This is a genomic window from Enterobacter sp. FB, assembly GCF_000805795.1.
GTDB lineage: Bacteria > Pseudomonadota > Gammaproteobacteria > Enterobacterales > Enterobacteriaceae > Enterobacter > Enterobacter roggenkampii.
In genome coordinates this window covers 268301-287052 of record NZ_JSZC01000013.1, presented here as the reverse complement: position 1 = coordinate 287052, position 18752 = coordinate 268301, and the positions used below count along the sequence as shown (strand labels likewise).

Genomic DNA, 18752 nt, shown 5'->3' with positions numbered 1-18752 from the left:
TCACCCCGGCCCTCTCCCACAGGGAGAGGGAGAAAAACGGGCTACTTTTTGCGTGAGAGCTTAAACGCGATAAACAGGAACACCACCCATACCGGCAGCAGCATTGCTGAAAGTCGCATCTCATCCATGGTGCACATCAGCACCAGAATCAACGCCAGGAACGCGATACAGAGGTAGTTCCCCGCCGGGTAAAGCAGCGCTTTGAACTGCGTTTCGCGCCCCTTGCGGCGCATCGCGGCGCGGAATCGCAGGTGCGCGAGGCAGATCATGATCCAGTTCAGCAGCAGCGTAGCGACAACCAGCGCCATCAGCAGGCCGAAGGCCTCTTTCGGCAGCAGATAGTTGATCAGCACCACCAGCGAGGTAATCGCCCCGGAAAGGAACAGCGAGTTCACCGGCACGCCGCGACGGCTGACGCGGGTGAGGAATTTCGGCGCGTTACCCTGCACGGAGAGACCAAACAGCATGCGGCTGTTGGAGTAAACGCCGCTGTTATAGACCGACAGCGACGCCACCAGAATGACGAAGTTCAGCGCAGAAGCCACCACGTTGCTGTTGAGATCGTGGAAAATCATCACGAACGGGCTGCTGTCTGACTTCACTTCCACCCACGGGTAGAGCGCCAGCAGCACCACCAGCGAGCCGATATAGAACAGCAGGATACGGTACACCACCTGGTTAACCGCTTTCGGAATGCTTTTATGCGGGTCGCGCGCTTCCGCGGCGGTGATGCCAATCAGCTCCAGCCCGCCGAAGGAGAACATGATCACTGCCAGCGAGAGGATCAGCCCTTTCCAGCCGGTCGCCAGGAAGCCGCCGTGCTGCCACAGGTTGTCGATAGTGGCCCGCTCGCCGCCGTGGCCGGAGAACAGCAGCCACAGGCCAAAGCCGATCATGCCGATAATTGCCAGCACCTTGATCAGCGCAAACCAGAACTCGGTTTCACCATACAGGCGCACGTTGACGAGGTTAACGGCGTTGATAATGATGAAGAAGGCCGCCGCCCAGATCCACGTGGGCACGTCCGGCAGCCAGTACTGCATATAGATGCCTGCGGCGGTCAGCTCCGCCATCCCGACCAGCACGAACATCACCCAGTAGTTCCAGCCGGAGAGGAAGCCTGCGAACGGGCCCCAGTATTTATAGGCAAAATGCGCGAAGGAGCCTGACACCGGCTCTTCAACGACCATCTCGCCAAGCTGGCGCATGATCAGGAAGGCGATAATCCCGGCGATACCGTAACCCAGCAGCACCGCCGGACCGGCCATCTGAATAGCGGGGCCGATGCCGAGAAAGAGCCCGGTACCGATTGCGCCGCCAAGGGCAATTAACTGAATATGTCGATTTTGCAAACCACGTTGCAGCGTTGGATTCTGATCCGACGAGGCTTCAGCGCTACCATGGCCTGAAGCGGATGACGCGTCTTTCACGTCCTACCCCTGTCTCTTTTTTAGAAGGGGCACGTTTTAACACTTCATGCTGGCGGTAGCAAGTTTAACGCCGGGAGCACGGCATGCCCCCGGCGATGCAAGGTTATGAGCCGATGATCCCGCCGTCCGCTTTGACGATGACCACCGTTGAGGAACGCGGGCGTCCGTTCGGGTTCGCGTCTGGCCAGTTGGAAACAGCGCGAGGGTTAGCAGGGTCGGTGATATCATCCCCGCCCTCCCCCGGATGCTGAATGTTGATGAACAGCGTCCGGTTATCCGGCGTAAACGCAATCCCGGTAATTTCACACCCGCGCGGTCCGGTCAGGAAACGACGGTACTCGTTGGTGCCCGGAATGGTGGCCACCATCTGGTTATTGCCCATCCCCTCGTAGGCTTTCTTATTGATGGTGCTGGAAGAGACGTCGGTCTGGATCCACAGCACGCCCTGATGATCGAACGACAGGCCATCGGGGCTGCCGAAGGCCGCCCCCTGCATGGAACCTTTAGCCTTCGGATCGTCGCTGTCGGTCCGCCCGCCCATCACCAGAATATCCCACTTAAAGCGAGCGGCAGCAGGATCGGCCCCCTCTTCGTGCCAGTGCATAATATGACCAAACACGTTATTAGCGCGCGGGTTGGCGGCATCAACCGGTGCCTTACCCTCCTTCCCGCGATCGCTGTTGTTGGTGAGCGTACAGTAGACGCTGCCGCTGGCGTGCGGGTCGACCGCTATCCACTCGGGGCGATCCATCTTCGTTGCCCCCACCGCGTCTGCCGCCAGGCGGGTTTTAATCAGCAGATCGCCCTGGTTTTCAAACCCGTTGCTCTTATCCAGACCCTTTTGCCCGAAGATCAGCGGCAGCCAGTCGCCGCTCCCGTCTTCGTTGAAGCGGGCAACGTACAGCGTGCCTGACGTCAGCAGTTGCATATTGGCTTCACGGTTCGCGGGATCGTATTTTTTGTCCGAGACAAACTTATAGACGTACTCGAACTTCTGGTCGTCCCCCATATAGACCACCACGCGGCTATCGGCGGCAAGCGTGACGGCCGCCCCCTCATGCTTGAAGCGGCCCAGGGCGGTGTGCTTGCGCGGCGTGGAGGTCGGGTTGTAGGGATCGATCTCCACGACCCAGCCGAAGCGGTTAGGTTCGTTAGGGGTTTTATCAACGCTAAATCGCTCGTCCACCTCGTTCCAGCGGTAGGATTCATCGCTGTCGCTGATGCCGTAGCGTTTTTCCAGCGGGTTGAGATCGGTTTTTTTGACAAAAATATCCGACCAGTTCTCCTCGCAGGTGAGATAGGTGCCCCATGGTGTATGGCCGTTGGCGCAGTTCTGCATGGTGCCCAGCACGCGCTCCCCCTGCGGGTCGGCGGTGGTTTTCATTAAGTCCTGATGCCGCGCCGGGCCGGTAAGCTGCATCGGCGTATTGACGGTGATGCGGCGGGCATATGAAGACGGGCGTACCACCTGCCAGTCGCTGCCCGATTTTTTCACTTCCACCACCGACACGCCCATCGCGTTCTGCCCCTTGCGGGCCTTGTCGAGGCTCCAGTTCGCCGTACCGTCGGTAAACAGCATCCCGTTGTCGATGTACTCATGGTTCATTGCCAGCAGGCCATGCTCCGGGTTTTGCTCCCCCTGCGGCAGGCTAAACCACGCCATGCCGTCATGATGCATGCCCGCCTGCGCAGCCTGTTCGTCCGCGGTGTTGCTGGCATCCGGCTTAAAGGCCGGCATGTTGTTTTTGAGCCCCGTCGGATCCCCCCAGCGATAAAACGGGCGGGCAATATAGCCTTCCGGCACCCTTACCGTATCTTCCGTGGAGACGTCGATGCTGGTAAAGCCCAGGGAAACCGCTTTTGCCAGTGCAGAAGGCTTTGATACCGCGGCAATCGCATTTTCGGGTTTGATCAGAAAGGGGAATGAAACGGCAGCGCCCGCCACGGCGCCCATCTGGAGAAAACGACGGCGGGAGAGGAACACCTCTGCCACCTCGGAGAATACCGGGTTCGCGCTGCGGTTAGCGATGTCGTCGCGATGTTCTTTTTTAAAAACGGATTTGAGGGGTCTGCCCATAGCGGCTTCCTGTCATTGGCCAAGAGGTAAGGAGTCGGCGACCAGTCTAAGAAGCTTTTATTACAATTTTATAACACAACGGCGGAGGTGTGGGGCGTCCCTGCCCCGGATAACGAGGTGGAACGCTTAGAACTCGTAGCCAACCGAGACCTTAAAGGTACGCGGCTCGCCCTGCGTGATGTAGGTGCCGGCATCGTCCACGCTGGCCCAGTAGTTTTCATTGGTCACGTTGTCGATGCCCGCGCGCACCGTCATCTGGTTTGCATTGTGGTTCACCGCGAAGCGATAGCGCATCCCCAGATCCAGCGTGGTGTAGCTGTCGATCTTTTTGGTGTTGGCAAGATCGGCGTACTGCGCGCCAGAGTGGTTGACGCGGGCGGTCGCCGTCAGGCCATCAATCGGCTTGATGTCATACTCTGCCCCCAGCACGGCGTAGACGTTCGGGACACCAATGGCATCGTTGCCCTGATTTACGCCGTTTTTGGTTTTGGTCAGCTCCGCCTGCAGCCAGGTGGCGCTGGCGTTGAGGCGCATCCCGAGCATCGGCTCGCCGAAGACGTTTAGCTCCACGCCGCGGTTACGCTGCTCGGCATCCAGGCCATAGTGATTGTTAGCATCGAGGATCGCCGACGGCATCTTGATCTCAAACAGCGCAAGCGATCCGCCCACGCGGCCAAAGTCCGCCTTCACGCCCACTTCGTTCTGCTTAGAGTGAACAATGCCGGTGCTCTGGCCGTAGTTGGTGGCGGTGTTGGGCGCGGTTTTGCCCGGCTGCAGCGCTTCGGTGTGGTTGGCGTAGAGGGAAATTTCCTCCCACGGTTTGTAGACCACGCCGTAGGTTGGCATCCAGCGGCTGCCGTCGAAACCGTCTGCCGCGTTTTCCGCACCGGTAACTTTGTTATACCCGCGAATGACCACCTTCTGATGGCGCGCGCCAGCGGTGAACAGCAGTTTGTCATCCAGCACGCCCAGGGTATCGCTCAGCAGCCAGCCCTGGGTGCGGGTGCGCCCGCTGGTCAGCGGATCGCTGTACTTCCCGCCTGAGCCGTTGAGGTTGGTGCTGTCCGGCATATCGACGCCGGTGTTGTGGTAGATGTTGGTGGTCGGGTTATCCTTCGTCGCCGACATTTTCCACGCGATCTTTTCATTTTTGGTCATCGCAGAATAGCCAACGTTGACCTTGTGCGAGACGAAGCCGGTATTGAAATTACCGCGAATGCCCGCCATGCCGCTGACGGAATCGCTGATGCGGTTGGTATCAAGGCGGCTGACCGTTGCGTTACCGCTTTTATCCAGCAGCTTCGGCGCGCTGTAGATCCCTTCCTCGTGCGCGTGCTGCGCGCCCAGGCCGGTATAGGCGGTCCAGCCGTCGGTGATGTCGTACTCGCTGCGCCACATCCCAAATTCGTTTTCGATGTTGCTGTAGGCCCACTTCTGCGAGAAGTTACGATCGTTTTTCGGCGGCTCGGGCACGAAATCCACCGCCGAAATATTGACGCTGGTCGGGCTGCCGTTGAAGGTTTTCTTCTGATAACCCAGATCCAGCGAGGTGCGGAAACGGTCGCCTTTGTAATCCAGACCGGTGGAGAGCAGCGTGGTGCGGCGGCGGTCGTTCGGTATGCCGGTTTCCCCTTCGCGGTGGACCAGGTTCACCCGCGCGCCAAACTGGTCGCTGTCGCCGTAGCGACGGCCCGCATCCAGCGTGGTGCCAATCTGAGAATCGGAGGTGTAGTCCAGGCCCACTTTCGCCTGCGGGAGTTCGCCCGCGTGTTTTGGCTCAAGGTTGATCATCCCGCCCACGCCCGAGCTCGCCGCGCCGTTCATCAGGGCGTTTGCCCCTTTGAAGATCTCAATGCGCTCAACCATCTGCGTATCCACCACCTGACGCGGCAGCACGCCGGACAGACCGCCAAAGGTCATGTCGTCACCGTCGAACTTCAGGCCACGGATGCGGTAGGTCTCCGCGCTGTTGCCGTACCCCTGAACGAACTGTACGCCCGCGTCGTTGGCGATCACATCAGCAATGGTTTTCGCCTGCTGATCTTCCACCAGCTTCGAGGTGTAGCTGATGATGTTGAACGGCACGTCCATGGCGTTCTGCTGACCGAGCATCCCCATACGCCCACCGTTCGCCACCCGTCCGTCAAGGAAGGCCGGTACCAGCTGGTCGCCACCGGGTTTGAAATCGTTGACCGGTGCAGAGTGCACAACGAGGGTATCTTCTTTTTGATCGTCCGCCGCGAAGGCGGAATGCGTTACCGCGCCAACGGCGAGCGCCAGCAGCGTTTTGTGTATTCTGGTGTTGTTCATCGTTAACTCATTTGAAAGTGCGCGCAAAAATAGCCCGTTGTCAGGCCTTAGAATGTATTGATAGCAATGCAAATGAGAACTATACGCATTATCCGTGCGTTAGCAAGCGTAACCGCGAACAACAGGAAGAGGTGGGGAGACAGGATGAGGAACAACCACCCCAAAATGGGGTGGCTGCAGTAACGTTATTTTTTCTTGTAGATATTAGCCGTACCGTGAATTTTATTGTTGGTGTTACCTGAGGTGAGCACCAGAACATCCGCGCCTTGCTTATCGGCTTTCTCAATCAGTTCTTTTTTTGCATCATCAACCGATACTTCATTTGAGGTGCTTACCGTACCGATTTTTTGATACTGAGACTCGACTTTCTTGAACTCATTTTTAGTCAGCAGTTGGGCAGCAAAAGCATTGGTCGTAAACAGTAACGCCGTTCCCAACAAAATAGCAGTCGTCTTTTTCATAACCTTTTTCCTTGAGATTAAGCAGCAACTACGAAAAACCTCACGCATGATGGTGAGGTTTTATGAGCATGGTAGAGAATCTCAGGAAATGCCATATATTCTGGAAAATTCTTTTATAACAACCCATTGCATGAAATTATTAATGAATATTAAGAATAGTCGAATACACGCGCGGTGCCAGCAATATCAATGCGAACCGCCGTGCCCGGGTTCCATCCAGGCTGGCTGACGGTCTTGAGGGTGACGGGCTGCGGCTGTCCGGTAAGCCCAAGGGTGAGCGTCGACAGGTGACCGGTAAAATCCACATCAAGAATGGAGATCGGGCTTTCATGTGAGGCGCATGCCGTCACGCTCAGCTGCTCCGGGCGCAGCATCACTCTGCCCTGCCCTGTCGCCAGCGGGTTGTCTGTGGGCACCTTACCCAGCGCGCAGAGGGCGTAGCCCGCGGTGAGCTGCGCAGGCAGGATCAGCGCATCACCAAGAAACAGCGCCGTCTCTTCGTCAACGGGACGGGTGTAAACCTCATAAGGCGTCCCGACCTGCGTGAAGCGTCCGGAACGCATGACGGCAACCTGCGTGGCAAAGGAGAGCGCTTCGTTCTGATCGTGGGTAACCAGAATCGAGGCCACGCCCGCTTCGGCCAGCAGATCGGCCGTGGCCTTTCGCGTCATGGCGCGCAGGCCAGTATCCAGAGCCGAGAACGGTTCATCCAGCAGCATCAGTGAAGGACGCTGGGCCAGCGCACGGGCAAGGGCCACGCGCTGCTGCTGTCCGCCGGAAATCTCGTGAGGCCAGTGCGTGGCGAGCTGCCTGTCCAGCGAAACCATCTCCATCAGCGCCTCAACGCGCTGGCGTTTTTCGTGGCGGGTCCCGTCCAGCCCCCAGGCAATGTTGTCTGCCACGTTGAGGTGGGGGAACAGCGCGCCCTCCTGCGGCACAAAACCGATCCCGCGCTGGTGGGCAGGGACAAAACGGTTTTCATCAAACAGGGTTCTCCCCTGCATAACAATACGACCGGTGTCGGGCGTCTCAAACCCGGCAAGAATACGCAGCAGCGTGGTTTTACCTGACCCCGACGGCCCGACAATGGCCGTTCTGCTCCCCGGCGCAACGCTCAGGTTTAAGCTGTCGAGCACCTGCACATCAGCAAACGATTTAGAAATGGCGGTTAATTCAAGCATGTCATAGCCCTGCAATTTTCTTCGACTGCATATAGAGAATGGCGGTCAGCGGGAGGGAAATCAGGATCATCAGCATCGCGTAAGGCGCGGCGGCGACATAGTCAATTTCGCTGGTCAGCGCCCAGAATCCGGTAGAGAGCGTGCGCGTGCCCAGGGGAGAGAGTAACAGCGTGGCGGTCAACTCGTTGCTGACGCCGAGGAACACCAGCGCGGCCCCGCCGCCGCACCCGGCGCGGCCAGCCGCATCGTGACGCTCCAGAGCGCCTTCGCGGGCGTGCTGCCAAGGCTGCGCGCCACGTTTTCCAGCTCAACCGGCGCCTGCGCAATCCCCGCCCGCAGGTTGATGAGCGCACGGGGCATAAACATCAGCAGGTAGGCAAGGAACAGGGTAATTTCCGTCTGGTAAATGGGACGGGCGTAATGAATGGTGACGGTGACCAGCGCCAGCGCCGTGACAATGCCCGGCAGCGAACTGGTGATATAGATGCACCCTTCCAGCATCCGGAAGATACGGTGCGGGTAGCGGATACCGAGCCACGCAATGGGGATCACGCACGTCGTCGTCAGCAGCGCGCCGCCCACGCCGAGCATCAGCGTCTGGCGCAGCGAGTGCCAGAGATCGGCGCTCATCCAGTTTTCCACCCCACCGAGCCAAATCCAGCGACACAGAACAGCTAACGGCACGCCCAGCGCCAGGACGATCAGCACCATGAAAAACAGCTGCCCCAGCGCGGCAGCCGCAGGCTTCAGCGGCCAGCGTTTCTGCTCGCGCGCAGCCCCGGCGCCAATGCGCGCGTAGCGTGCTTTTCCACGCGTCACGCCTTCCAGCACCAGGATAGCGAGGCAGCACAAAGCCAGCACGCCCGCCAGCATGTTTGCTGCCGGGCCGCTGAAGGTAGACTGAAACTGGTCATAAATGGCCGTGGTGAAGGTATCAAAGCGGATCATCACGTACAGACCATATTCCGCCAGCAGGTGCAGCGCCACCAGCAGCGCGCCGCCGCAGATAGCCAGCTTGAGCTGGGGTAGCACCACGCGGAAAAAGACCTTCCACGGCGGGGTGCCGAGCGACGCGGCGACATCTTCGAGCGTCGGGTCAAGGCGGCGCAGCACCGCCGCAACCGGCATGTAGATAAACGGATAGTAGGCCAGAACGGAGAGAAACACGCCCGCGGAGAGCCCGTGCATCGACGGAACCACGCTCACCCAGGCATAGCTTTGCACAAACGCGGGAATGGCCAGCGGGGCGACCGCCAGCGCGGACCAGATGCCCCGTCCGGCAAGCTGGGTGCGCTCTGTGAGCCAGGCAATCGCCACGCCCGTCACGATACACAGCGGAACCGCCAGGGCCGTCAGCCACAGCGTATTACTGAGCAGCTCAGCCACACGCGGGCGAAACACCAGCGCCTTAATGGTTTCCCAGCCTGTCTCAATGCCAATGGCAATGATAAAACCCAAAGGCAGAAGCGCCAGTAATGAAAACAAGACAGCTAACGCAACCATCGGCAGTGCAGGACGCCTGCGGGCAGGCTCCTGCACTCTGTTTTTTCCGATGTCGAGACTTAGACCAGACATAAAACCTTCACTTCACTCTCAGGATCACAGCAGGCCGGCTTGCGTCATCAGCTCGATAACTTTTTTACTGTTGAGCGTTGAAGGTTCAACTTTCGGTGCATCAAGATCTTTCAGCGGGACCAGTTTCGGGTTTGAGGCCGCGTTCACGCCCACGGCGTATTCAAAGGCGTTGTTGGTACGCAGGCTTTCCTGACCTTCTTTGCCGGTAATGTATTTGATGAAGGCCTGCGCCTGCGCTTTGTGCTTGCTGGACGCCAGCACGCCACCGCCGGAGAGGCTCACAAACGCGCCCGGGTCCTGGTGCTTGAAGTAGTAGAGCTGAGTGTTTTTGCTGTTTTCACCGGTTTTGGACTGATCGACAAAGCGGTAGTAATGGTAAATCACCCCGCCATCAATCTGACCCGCATTAACCGCTTTCATCACGGTGCTGTTGCCTTTATAGGCCACGAAGTTGGCTTTCATCGCCTTGAGCCATTCCAGGGTGGCCTGCTCGCCCTTCAGGGCCAGCATCGCGCTCACGATAGCCTGGAAATCCGCGCCTGAAGGTGATGCCGCCCAGCGGCCTTTCCACTCGGGTTTCGCCAGATCCATCAGCGACTTAGGCAGCTGCTGTTCGCTCAGCTTCGCCGGGTTATAGACGAACACCGTGCTGCGGGCAGCAATGCCGATCCAGCGGCCATGCGCCGGACGATACTCTGCCGGTACCTGCTTCAGGGTGTCGGCATCCAGCGGTGCGAACAGGTTGGCGTTATCCACCAGCACCATGGACGGCGAGTTTTCCGTCAGGAACACGTCTGCCGGCGATGCGCTGCCTTCCTGCACCAGCTGGTTACCCAGCTCGCTGTCATCACCATTACGCAAAGTGACTTTAATCCCGGTTTCTTTGGTAAAACCGTCAACCCACGACTTCACCAGGTTTTCATGCTGCGCGTTATAAATAACGATACCGTCGTTGTTATCGGCGGCAACCGACTGTGTGGAAAGGAAAAGGGATGATGACAACAAGGCAAGCGAGAAGCAGGACAGCAGGCGAGAATTCATGAACATATCCTTAATAGACCAACGGGAGTAACCACTCATAGCTTTGTGGGACAGGATTAAAGCATACAACAACGCTAATGATAATTAGTATCAATCCAGTTTACGCGTAAAAGTGTAAAATTTCTTTTTAGCCGATTTTGTAATGATAAAAATCCAAATTTTAATGCGAGATAATTTCTAGATTAAGAAAACCTTAAGCCTGCCAACAACGAAATTCATTAGCCTTCTATTCATTATAGCGCGAAGGTAAAACTGTTATTCGCGCCCGGCAGATATAAAAAAGCCCCGATATTGCGGGGGCTTTTCATGCTTATCCGGAGGTAGCTAAATTTATTAGGCTACTCATTTAAAAAGCATCACATAGCCGCATGAGGGGCATACACAGGATAGGTGAAGAACAATAAATGCACGCAGTTCAGCCCAAAATGGAATAACGTTGCAACCCAGAGCCTGCCGCTCCACATCCACGCCAGGCCGTAAATAATGCCGGAGAGGCTGGCAAAAATAATCAGCAGTAAACCGCCGCTATAATGCATCAGCCCAAAGAGGACTGAGGCCATCAACAACGCGACAACAGGATGAACGATCCGGGACAAGCGCTGCTGCAGGTAGCCTCTGAACAGGGCTTCCTCGGCCAAAGAGACGAAGAAAATATTCGCAAGGGCAAATTGCGCGAACCATTCTGGCGCATGTGGCTCAATTCTCAGCCCGCCCAACGCCACAGCCAGAAGTAACAGCGCGGGTACCGCAAGTACCAATATTACCCAGCCGAGCTTGCCAATTTTATAGAGGGGTTTTGCTACGAATAGCGTTGGCATGCACGTAATTAAAAAGAACGGCACCACCGCCTTGTCCATATTAAAGTACATACTGAACGGTATGCTTTGCGGACCAACAACGACAGCATCCAGCACTTTGGGATTATGGAAGCCCGGGAGTACATGCATAACCAGGGTAACGGCGATGATCACACACAGGCCTTCAATCAGATAAGTATATTTATCATCCTTATTACGTAGCCATTCAACAACAGACCAGCCAATAACGATTGACGCAATAACCAGCAGCGCCGGAGCGTCAAGAATGCTCTGTTTCCAGCCGAGAAATGCCGTTAATCCCAGCAGCAGGTAAGCCAGGCTTTTATTAAGGGAAAGTGCGGCAAGCGAAATTGCGAGTAGATACCACATAAATGTCCTTCATGACCGATAAATTTTAGGGTCGATGTCCCAAATATGTCCCACAACGGAAATCAGGAGGATGTGAGTGAGGCGTAACTCTATGAAATGAAATGGCACGCCCTGTAGGATTCGAACCTACGACCTACGGCTTAGAAGGCCGTTGCTCTATCCAACTGAGCTAAGGGCGCACTGAGAAGCGTGTACTTCGCGGTGGTGAAACGCGAAGAATTATACGGTCAATGGCAGGTGAGTCAATGCCTTTTCCGTTTTCAGGGCCAATTACCGCTAGCCGATTGTAAATACGGCTATTTTCTCAACATTCCTCCCTGTTTTACCGTAAAATTTAGCGCTGCGAAAAGGCTTAGTTGCATTTAAGTAACGCCTGCTGTTTTCCTGAACGTCAGCTCGTCACACTAGAGCCAGGTATCCCGGCCGCCTGGAGGCTGACAGACAACAGGACAATGGAGTGACAGCGCAAAACCTGATCGATATGCCCCCTCGGTTACAGTACCTCTCTCAGGACATCGTCGGCATTAAGCTTGAGCCTATCGTCGCCCTCGCCTCTTTGCGTCAGGTTGGCGTCGAGGTCCTTAGCGTCCTGGCCGATACGCGGCACAGTGAGGATTTTTTTTGCCATCGGTCCGCTGGCTGGTCGCTAACGCTGCTTGAGGCGCAGCTTGCTGCGTTAAAAAATACGCCGCACGGACATAACCTTTTTATTAATCTGCCGATAACCGTCCTGACAGAGCCTGCGTCCTTCCAGCGGCTCATCAGACTCCCCTGCGTGCCGCTCAATATTGAGTTTGTCGACCTTGCGGCTTTTTTGGCGCTGTCCGTCGCGCAGAAGCAGCGCGTGGTTCAGAATCTCCAGCAGCTGAGCAGACAGGGGCACGCTATCTGGCTGGATGACATTGATGATGTCTTAGTGCAGTCGTTTTTATCCTGTCGACTTCCGTTAAGCGGCATCAAAATAGATAAGGAAGCATTCTGGCGTTTACGCGACACCCCTGCGCTGAGGCAACTGGTTTCCCTTTGCTTTCAGCTTGCCGGGAAAGTGCTTATCGAAGGTATTGAGACTGAACGCGATCGTACCTGGGCACTGCAGGCAGGCGCAGACCTCGGCCAGGGATATTACTGGCCGTCCTGGACATGGCCGGAGGATTAAAACGCCATTTCCAGGAGGGAGACCATGCGAATGACAGTGCGCCGTTACCGGCGGCGGCGTACAGGAAGTGATGCACTGGGATTTACGCGCTCACCTTTTGCTCTCCCCTTTTTCGATCGGCTCGAATTTTTGAGCCAGTCCATCAGCCAGCCCCGCAAAACAGACGCCCCGTTTATTCTCCTGGTGACGGAGGATCATTTCCTGCGCACCGGTTTTCTCAACGGGCAGTTTCCCCTGAGCAGCTGCTGCGATTACGCCACGCTGGACGACGCCCTTGTCGCACAGACCCAATGGCCCTCCGCCCGTCTGGTCGTGGATATTGAAAGCCGGTCAACGGGGCTTCTGGAGAAACTGGATCAGTTGAGAAGGCATAGCCTGTTTCCTCCGTTCCTGACGCCCTGGCTGTTAGTCCGGGCCGATAATTACGACACCCGCCTTTTCTGCAAAGCGGCAGGTCCCTTTCATGTGCTCGAGCGCCAGCTGAACGCCGCGGCACTCCAGCACAGCCTGCTGGATGCCCGCCCGCCACAGGGCTCCGACAAAGACTGGTTCAACCGCAATGAATGGCCGATCCTGCAGGAACTTTCCCGGGGCAAGACGTTACGTCAGATTGCCCTTATGCAGAATCGTCCCTATAGCCGCATTATCTATCGTCTTAGCTGCATCCTGGTGAAGCTGGGGCTGAGTCATCGACAGGAATTGTTGCATCTTCTTAATAACCTCTCAGACTGCACGTTTTCACTCACGTCCTAACCCCTTATTTCCTAAAGCGCTTTAAGAATTTACTTACCATTCGTGTTTCAAAAATGTTAATTTTTAACAATAAAGTCGAAATTATAACTATTCCTAATTTATGGGCGAGAACCTTGTGAAATGCCACAAATTGAACGAACGGCAGCACTTTCCTCCATCCGTTAAGTGAATGCAGACAGCGTTAACAAGATGATAATGATGTAAAAACAAGCAGCTTAGCGACTGCGCCCTGGAGGGAAAAGCGAAGCAGATAGCATGTTCTCCTGTGCAGGAGTTGCGGAGCTGAAGGTCAACCTTCACGCTTTCAGATGAAGGTCTGACGGCCTGCGAGGGCAATTGTTCACCTCATCAGACCGGGCGAGTCCCCCAAAATGATGCGTATTTTTGTTAACAATTGATCAACATACAGAGATATCTGTTATTTTTTGTTATTACATAAAGATGAAAATATGCGGTAAATGGGATAACAGGATATTTCCGCTAAATTTAAAAAAATAGCGATTCAGATCCAGAAGATAATACAAACCAATATCCTGTGACTAATTTACAGGGTTTTCGGAAAAAACTTACCCTGTATAATAAGAAGCGTACCAAATCTGAATAAGAAAAACCTTTTTGCCAACACCAGCCAAATGAGATGACCGCGCTGAGGCATAGTTCTTTTCATTACGTAAACAAGGATGCTTTCGCTCTTTCCAGGGAAATACTACGGTATAGGGATCTGCACATTATATCCTTCCGGCATTTCGAGAGTTTTACCAAACTCTGCATAACGCTTTTAACAATCTGAGGCATTAAAAATGAAACCGGCATCCGTTATCATTATGGACGAACATCCTATCGTCAGAATGTCGATAGAAGTCCTGCTACAGAAAAATAAGAATATCACAGTCAAGCTCAAGTCTGGCGATAGCCATGAAGTTCTTGACTGTATCCGTAATCACCCTATCGATCTGGTGATCCTTGACATTGAACTCACGGGCACGGATGCTTTCGCTTTACTTAAGAGAATCAGAAACTTAAACAAAGACATTAAGGTTCTGTTCCTCTCATCTAAATCAGAGTTATTTTACGCGGGTCGCGCCATTCGCGCCGGGGCAAATGGCTTCGTCAGTAAACGAAAAGATTTGGGTGAGATCTACAACGCCGTAGAAATGATCCTGATGGGCTATTCCTTTTTCCCATCGGAAACGCTGAACTTTATAAACCATTTGGGTTCAGGGAAAGGGATGGCAGTCGATATGCCATTATCAAATCGCGAGGTCACGGTATTACGCTATCTGGCGAATGGATTATCCAATAAGGAAATTGCTGAACAGCTACTATTAAGCAACAAAACCATTAGCGCGCATAAATCCAATATTTATTCCAAGCTGGGCGTGCAAAGCATCGTGGAATTAATTGATTACGCCAAAGCGCACGAGCTGCTTTAACCTGAATTCACTCCCTGCAGCTTATCTGAGCTGCAGGGAGTGCGGTCAGTGCTAATTATAGTTAATCATAAAGGTGGCATCCGCATCGGCTCGTCCGGGCTGAGGGTTATCTGCAGTGGCAATATAATTGGCATAAAACGACAATGTTGCATTCCCCTGCGCATCAACCGAGACCGGCTGGCTGGCCTGCTGGAGAGCCAGACGCGTTTTATCCGCATCCCTGATCTCTACCGCGACACGGCTCGCTGTACTGGCGTCGTTCAGCGCCAGCAAACCGTTATTGCTCCCGTCGGCTTTACCCGAAAACGTAATCGACGCGGCACCCGGCGGACAGCCGGTCAGCTTCAGCGTAAACGGCATGGGCTGCGTGCGGCTCCCGGTGGTGCTGAGCTGTTTCGTGGGCCAGGTGCCCAGCGTGACGGTCTTGTCGCTGTCGCTGCCTTCCGCAACGCAGGTAAAATCGACAATATTGCCGTAGAGCCGAATGTTAATTTCACCCAACGCGGTGTCCGCCTGAGCCTGTGTGCAAAGCGCAAAGAGCGCCACGGTGAGAAAACGGATCCCGTTTCGCATATCGGCTCCTTAGTCGTAATCCACGCGCAAATACCCGCGCGAGGTGAAACGCCCTTCCGCTGGCTTGTTGCCTGTCACGCTCACCGGCCAGACGCGGATCCCCACCTTTGCCTGCGCGCTGTCGTCGAGGCGGAACGGAATTTTGCTTGTCAGGTTGTTAGGCGTTAGCGGCGCACCGCTCTCGTTGGCAATGATGAACCCGACGTCCGGGTTATCCGACACCAGCACATTATCAGAGACTTTCTCCGCCTCTACGCGCATCGTCAGCATGGCGTTCGCCTCGACGTTGGTGCATTTGATCGCAATGGTTTTGCTTTGCGATGAGACGCCCTCCGGTTTGTTACCTACGCCCGCCTTGCTGAACAAGGAGGCGCCAATGTCGCCGAAATCAAACTCCACCACGTTCCCGGCGTTGATAGCGCAGCTTTGCGGCACCTGAATGGTACCGCTGTAGCTGATGGTATAGACCGGCGTGGTGAGCGGATCCGAGGAGGTGGTGGTGACGTAAACGCGGAACATGGTGGCGCGCGGGATCACGACCATATTAATAAAACGTCGGGTTACCTTAAGGCGGAAGACAAGGCTGGAGTCCTGAACGCCAAACGGTCTGTTTTTGGAGACGTTAGGATGGCTCCCCATCTGGATATAGTTTTTTGGCGGATAAAACACGCCAGCATAGCTGTCCGTGATTTTCATGGCCCCGTCCAGATAGTCGTTCAGCTTCAGATACTGATAGCCATCGCTCGTTCCCGTTACCTGATAATCGGTCACATAGCTACGCTTGGTGGTATTCCCGACCGTGCCCTTCGGGCAGACGGCATTGACCCCTACCCACTGCGACTTCTCGCTGAGCGTCACGACCTGTCCAATCTGGTTATTCGAGCTATTGAATTTGTCCGTCAGGTCGTAATGCACTTCCGTCGGCACGCCTTTTTCATTGACGCACACGGTGGCGAATGCATTTGCCGCAGGCAGTAGCGCCAGAAGCGACAAGCCTAAAATGTAGGTTTTATTCACAGCGAATCCCCTTCATTGTGATTGCCTGTTGCAGGCTCTTTTCAGGCAAGCTGTAAGGCGCGCGACACTGAGACTGCGCCCCGTCGCCCCACTGGATCAGCAGCTCGCCTTCCAGCGGCAGCCCGCTCAGGTAAATTTGCCCGTCGTCCCCCACCATGCTGGTGACACCGCTCCGGGTCTCACGGACCACCGCGCCGAACGGCACGGGCTGGTTGCCGCGCGTTACCGTCAGCAGGGCGCGCACGCCAATGCGGGTATCAAAGCTGGCGCGCACCAGCGCGCCTTTGGTCGGCACCACGCTGCTGACGTTGTTTTCGATGTCGGTGTTGTTGCTCATGGTGTTGGTATCCAGCGCCACGCGGTTGTAGCGGTAGACGGTGGCATACGGCATCACCGCATAGCCTCGCCAGTCGGTTCTCACGCCGGTCTGGTTTTCCACGCTGACGCCGGATGCCCCCGGCGCTTTGATCAGCACGTTGGTGTCGCCCAGCGGCTGGCTGAAGGTCACGCCGTCGGCATGACCGACGACCCCGCCGGAGAGCTGCCAGTTGAGATCGTGCTGATCGTCGCCGTAGTTGTAACCCACGCCCAATGTGCCGTAGGTCGCCTGCCAGTTGGCGCTGGCGCTTCCGCTTGACCCGTTGGTGCTGGTGTGTCCCTGAGTCACGCTGTAGTTCAGGTTGCGGTCCTCCAGCAGCGTGCCGCTGACGCCGGTTTGCCAGCTCGTGTCGCCATCGCTGTTCCGACTGGCGGATGCCGTGGCGTAGGCCCTGTCGATGGAGCTGTCCCGGCGATAGCCCTGACGGGTAAAGATACTGAACGGCACGGAGACGTTAAACGACGCGATCCGGTCGGTGCCGTCGATCCCGACGGATTTGTTCCACGACCACGAAACGGAGTAGTTGATCCCCTTCATGCCACCCGCATACCCCAGCTGGTACCAGAGGTTCGACTCGTCGGTACCCCAGTAGGTCTGCTCGCTGCCGGAGATATAGACCGAGCCGTAATCCCCCAGCGACTGAGAAACGTTAAGCTGGAAGCGGCCTTTTTTATTCCACGTCAGGTTGTGATAGCTCTGCACGTCCGGCACATCGTTATCGTCCTGGCTGTCGGCATACTGATAGCCTTCCATTGAGCGCCATGCCACATCGTCCAGGGTGTAAAACCCTTTTGTGGAGTAGCGGTAGCCCAGCAGCTGGAAGTTGGTGCCAAAGCCGTTAAGGGATTTCGCATAGAGGAAGCGCAGGGACTGTCCTTCATGCTTGCTGTCGTCCGCGAGCTGGCTGCGGGCGTGGGTGATATCGAGCGAAACCGCGCCCCAGTCGCCCAGGTTTTTTCCGGCCCCGACGGCGACCGCGGTATAGCGTGACGCCAGCTGCGTCCCGCCGTAGAGCGTAAAGCCGTTGGCAAGCCCGGTAATCAGGGTGCCCTGGGTGAAGAACGGCGTATCCTGATCGCTGTTACCGCTGCGGTAATCCCCCGCGACGAGGTCATACTTCCAGCGCCCTTCACGCTGCAGAAGCGGCACGGTGGAGTACGGCACGGTATAGCGCTGCTGGGTACCGTCTTTCTCTTCTACCGTCACTTCCAGGTCACCGCTTGAGGAGGTGGGGTTGAGATCGGTAATCGCAAATGCGCCCGGCTGCACATAGCTTTGATAGATCACGTAGCCATTCTGACGCACCACCACTTTGGCGGGCGTCCGGGCGATCCCGCGCACCGTGGGCGCGTAGCCCTGCAGGCTGTCCGGGTACATGCTGTCAGACGAGAAGACCCGTCCGCCGCGGAACCCCATGCTGTCGAAGACGTCATTACCGGTATTGCTGTCGCCCAGGACCAGTTCGCTTTTCAGCGGGATCACGGTGCGCTGCGCCCAGGTGCCAATATTCTGCCACTCGCTGTGCCGCTGCCCGTTGGTCTGCGTGTATCGCCATGCCCCGTTGTTGCGCAGGCGCCAGGCGCCATAGTTCAGCCCGCTCTGCAGGTTGAGGTAATAGCTGTCGTCTTCGCTGCCCCGGTTGCCCGTAAAGCTGTAGTTCAGCAGCGCGGCGGGGATGCCTTCATCCCACTGTTCCGGCGGAATGTAACCCCGGGCGCTGTTCTGCAATGCCACCTGCGGCAGGCTGACGTTCAGGCGCTGTGAGGCAAAGTTGAATACCGTTTCGCTGCCGGGAATGGCCGTGGTCAACGGGACGCAGGCCTCACCCTGAACCTGAGCCAGCTCGGGAAACGCCGCAACGTTGACGCCAAAGCGGTCGAGCATCGCCCGCGTAATACACGGCGATAGCCCGCCCGCCACCGGCGGCGTGTTCTCCGCCTGCTCAAAACGCACGTCCTGAGTCCCGATAAATTCATCGTTACGCCAGATATCCACGCGATAAACGCCGGGTGCCTGCTGGTGTCCTTGTTCAAAACGCGACAAATCCGCCACGCTGGCGGTGTCGTCGGACAGGAAGGCCGGGTTGAAATAGCTTTCGCTCCAGCCAGCCTGCGGCCAGAGCGCAGCCATCAGCGCCAGCGCAACCGGGCAGTAACGTCCCTGATGGTTTTTCATCGCC

Annotated in this window: 13 protein-coding genes, 1 tRNA gene and 1 pseudogene; 3 read left to right on the top strand and 12 right to left on the bottom strand. The window is 56.2% G+C overall.

Translation table 11 applies throughout. The features are described 5' to 3' along the window. Positions 1 to 41: 41 nt before the first annotated feature. From pheP to PI91_RS08170, 9 genes and pseudogenes are all read right to left on the bottom strand, one after another. A complete protein-coding gene (gene pheP, locus PI91_RS08210) occupies positions 42 to 1430 on the bottom strand; it encodes a phenylalanine transporter (protein ID WP_023343530.1) in 1389 nt (462 codons plus the stop codon). A gap of 103 nt (positions 1431 to 1533) precedes the next feature. Further along, on the bottom strand, positions 1534 to 3507 hold the full coding sequence (locus PI91_RS08205; RefSeq protein ID WP_039265888.1) for a PhoX family phosphatase: 1974 nt from the start codon (positions 3505 to 3507) through the stop codon (positions 1534 to 1536). A 126-nt stretch (positions 3508 to 3633) separates the two neighbouring features. After that, on the bottom strand, positions 3634 to 5817 hold the full coding sequence (locus tag PI91_RS08200; RefSeq protein ID WP_039265887.1) for a TonB-dependent siderophore receptor: 2184 nt from the start codon (positions 5815 to 5817) through the stop codon (positions 3634 to 3636). Positions 5818 to 6002: 185 nt separating this feature from the next. Beyond that, complete coding sequence (yahO, locus tag PI91_RS08195) at positions 6003 to 6278, bottom strand: DUF1471 family periplasmic protein YahO (protein WP_021241596.1); 276 nt, start codon at positions 6276 to 6278, stop codon at positions 6003 to 6005. 149 nt (positions 6279 to 6427) lie between these two features. Continuing rightward, on the bottom strand, positions 6428 to 7459 hold the full coding sequence (locus PI91_RS08190; protein ID WP_023343527.1) for an ABC transporter ATP-binding protein: 1032 nt from the start codon (positions 7457 to 7459) through the stop codon (positions 6428 to 6430). 1 nt (position 7460) lies between these two features. Next, positions 7461 to 9034 (bottom strand): annotated as a pseudogene (locus PI91_RS08185) (ABC transporter permease). A 24-nt stretch (positions 9035 to 9058) separates the two neighbouring features. Beyond that, on the bottom strand, positions 9059 to 10075 hold the full coding sequence (locus PI91_RS08180) for an iron ABC transporter substrate-binding protein (protein WP_039265885.1): 1017 nt from the start codon (positions 10073 to 10075) through the stop codon (positions 9059 to 9061). A 356-nt stretch (positions 10076 to 10431) separates the two neighbouring features. Then, positions 10432 to 11262 (bottom strand): CPBP family intramembrane glutamic endopeptidase, encoded by an 831-nt coding sequence (locus tag PI91_RS08175; protein ID WP_039265884.1) that lies wholly within the window; start codon positions 11260 to 11262, stop codon positions 10432 to 10434. 102 nt (positions 11263 to 11364) lie between these two features. Next, positions 11365 to 11441, bottom strand: a tRNA-Arg gene (locus tag PI91_RS08170). Between the two features lie 278 nt (positions 11442 to 11719). On the opposite strand from PI91_RS08170, the gene PI91_RS08165 reads away from it, so the two are divergent. The 3 genes from PI91_RS08165 (at position 11720) to fimZ (ending at position 14604) form a co-directional block, all read left to right on the top strand. Further along, positions 11720 to 12418 carry an EAL domain-containing protein gene (locus tag PI91_RS08165; RefSeq protein WP_039265883.1) on the top strand — a complete coding sequence of 233 codons (699 nt, stop codon included), beginning with the start codon at positions 11720 to 11722 and terminating at the stop codon, positions 12416 to 12418. Positions 12419 to 12442: 24 nt separating this feature from the next. Further along, positions 12443 to 13171: a response regulator transcription factor gene (locus PI91_RS08160; RefSeq protein WP_039265882.1), complete on the top strand. Its 729-nt coding sequence runs from the start codon at positions 12443 to 12445 to the stop codon at positions 13169 to 13171. A gap of 800 nt (positions 13172 to 13971) precedes the next feature. Further along, the gene (gene fimZ / locus PI91_RS08155) at positions 13972 to 14604 is read left to right on the top strand and encodes a fimbria biosynthesis transcriptional regulator FimZ (RefSeq protein ID WP_008499339.1); all 633 of its coding nucleotides are present in this window, start codon (positions 13972 to 13974) and stop codon (positions 14602 to 14604) included. Between the two features lie 51 nt (positions 14605 to 14655). Here the strand turns inward: fimZ and sfmF are convergent, their stop codons facing one another. From sfmF to PI91_RS08140, 3 genes are read right to left on the bottom strand one after another with little or no spacing between them, the layout of a single operon-like run. Continuing rightward, positions 14656 to 15177, bottom strand: a complete 522-nt coding sequence (gene sfmF, locus PI91_RS08150; protein ID WP_008499338.1) for a fimbria assembly protein — start codon at positions 15175 to 15177, stop codon at positions 14656 to 14658. A 9-nt stretch (positions 15178 to 15186) separates the two neighbouring features. After that, positions 15187 to 16194: a type 1 fimbria D-mannose specific adhesin FimH gene (gene fimH / locus PI91_RS08145; protein WP_039265881.1), complete on the bottom strand. Its 1008-nt coding sequence runs from the start codon at positions 16192 to 16194 to the stop codon at positions 15187 to 15189. After that, on the bottom strand, positions 16187 to 18748 hold the full coding sequence (locus PI91_RS08140) for a fimbrial biogenesis usher protein (protein ID WP_039265880.1): 2562 nt from the start codon (positions 18746 to 18748) through the stop codon (positions 16187 to 16189). The genes fimH and PI91_RS08140 overlap by 8 nt, the downstream gene beginning before the upstream one ends. Positions 18749 to 18752 lie beyond the last annotated feature (4 nt).

Excerpts from the sequence above, each read along its gene's own strand:
- PI91_RS08205 (WP_039265888.1), bottom strand. The coding sequence starts at position 3,507 with ATGGGCAGACCCCTCAAATCCGTTTTTAAAAAAGAACATCGCGACGAC.
- PI91_RS08200 (WP_039265887.1), bottom strand. The coding sequence starts at position 5,817 with ATGAACAACACCAGAATACACAAAACGCTGCTGGCGCTCGCCGTTGGC.
- yahO (WP_021241596.1), bottom strand. The coding sequence starts at position 6,278 with ATGAAAAAGACGACTGCTATTTTGTTGGGAACGGCGTTACTGTTTACG.
- PI91_RS08190 (WP_023343527.1), bottom strand. The coding sequence starts at position 7,459 with ATGCTTGAATTAACCGCCATTTCTAAATCGTTTGCTGATGTGCAGGTG.
- PI91_RS08180 (WP_039265885.1), bottom strand. The coding sequence starts at position 10,075 with ATGAATTCTCGCCTGCTGTCCTGCTTCTCGCTTGCCTTGTTGTCATCA.
- PI91_RS08175 (WP_039265884.1), bottom strand. The coding sequence starts at position 11,262 with ATGTGGTATCTACTCGCAATTTCGCTTGCCGCACTTTCCCTTAATAAA.
- PI91_RS08160 (WP_039265882.1), top strand. The coding sequence starts at position 12,443 with ATGCGAATGACAGTGCGCCGTTACCGGCGGCGGCGTACAGGAAGTGAT.
- fimZ (WP_008499339.1), top strand. The coding sequence starts at position 13,972 with ATGAAACCGGCATCCGTTATCATTATGGACGAACATCCTATCGTCAGA.
- sfmF (WP_008499338.1), bottom strand. The coding sequence starts at position 15,177 with ATGCGAAACGGGATCCGTTTTCTCACCGTGGCGCTCTTTGCGCTTTGC.
- PI91_RS08140 (WP_039265880.1), bottom strand. The coding sequence starts at position 18,748 with ATGAAAAACCATCAGGGACGTTACTGCCCGGTTGCGCTGGCGCTGATG.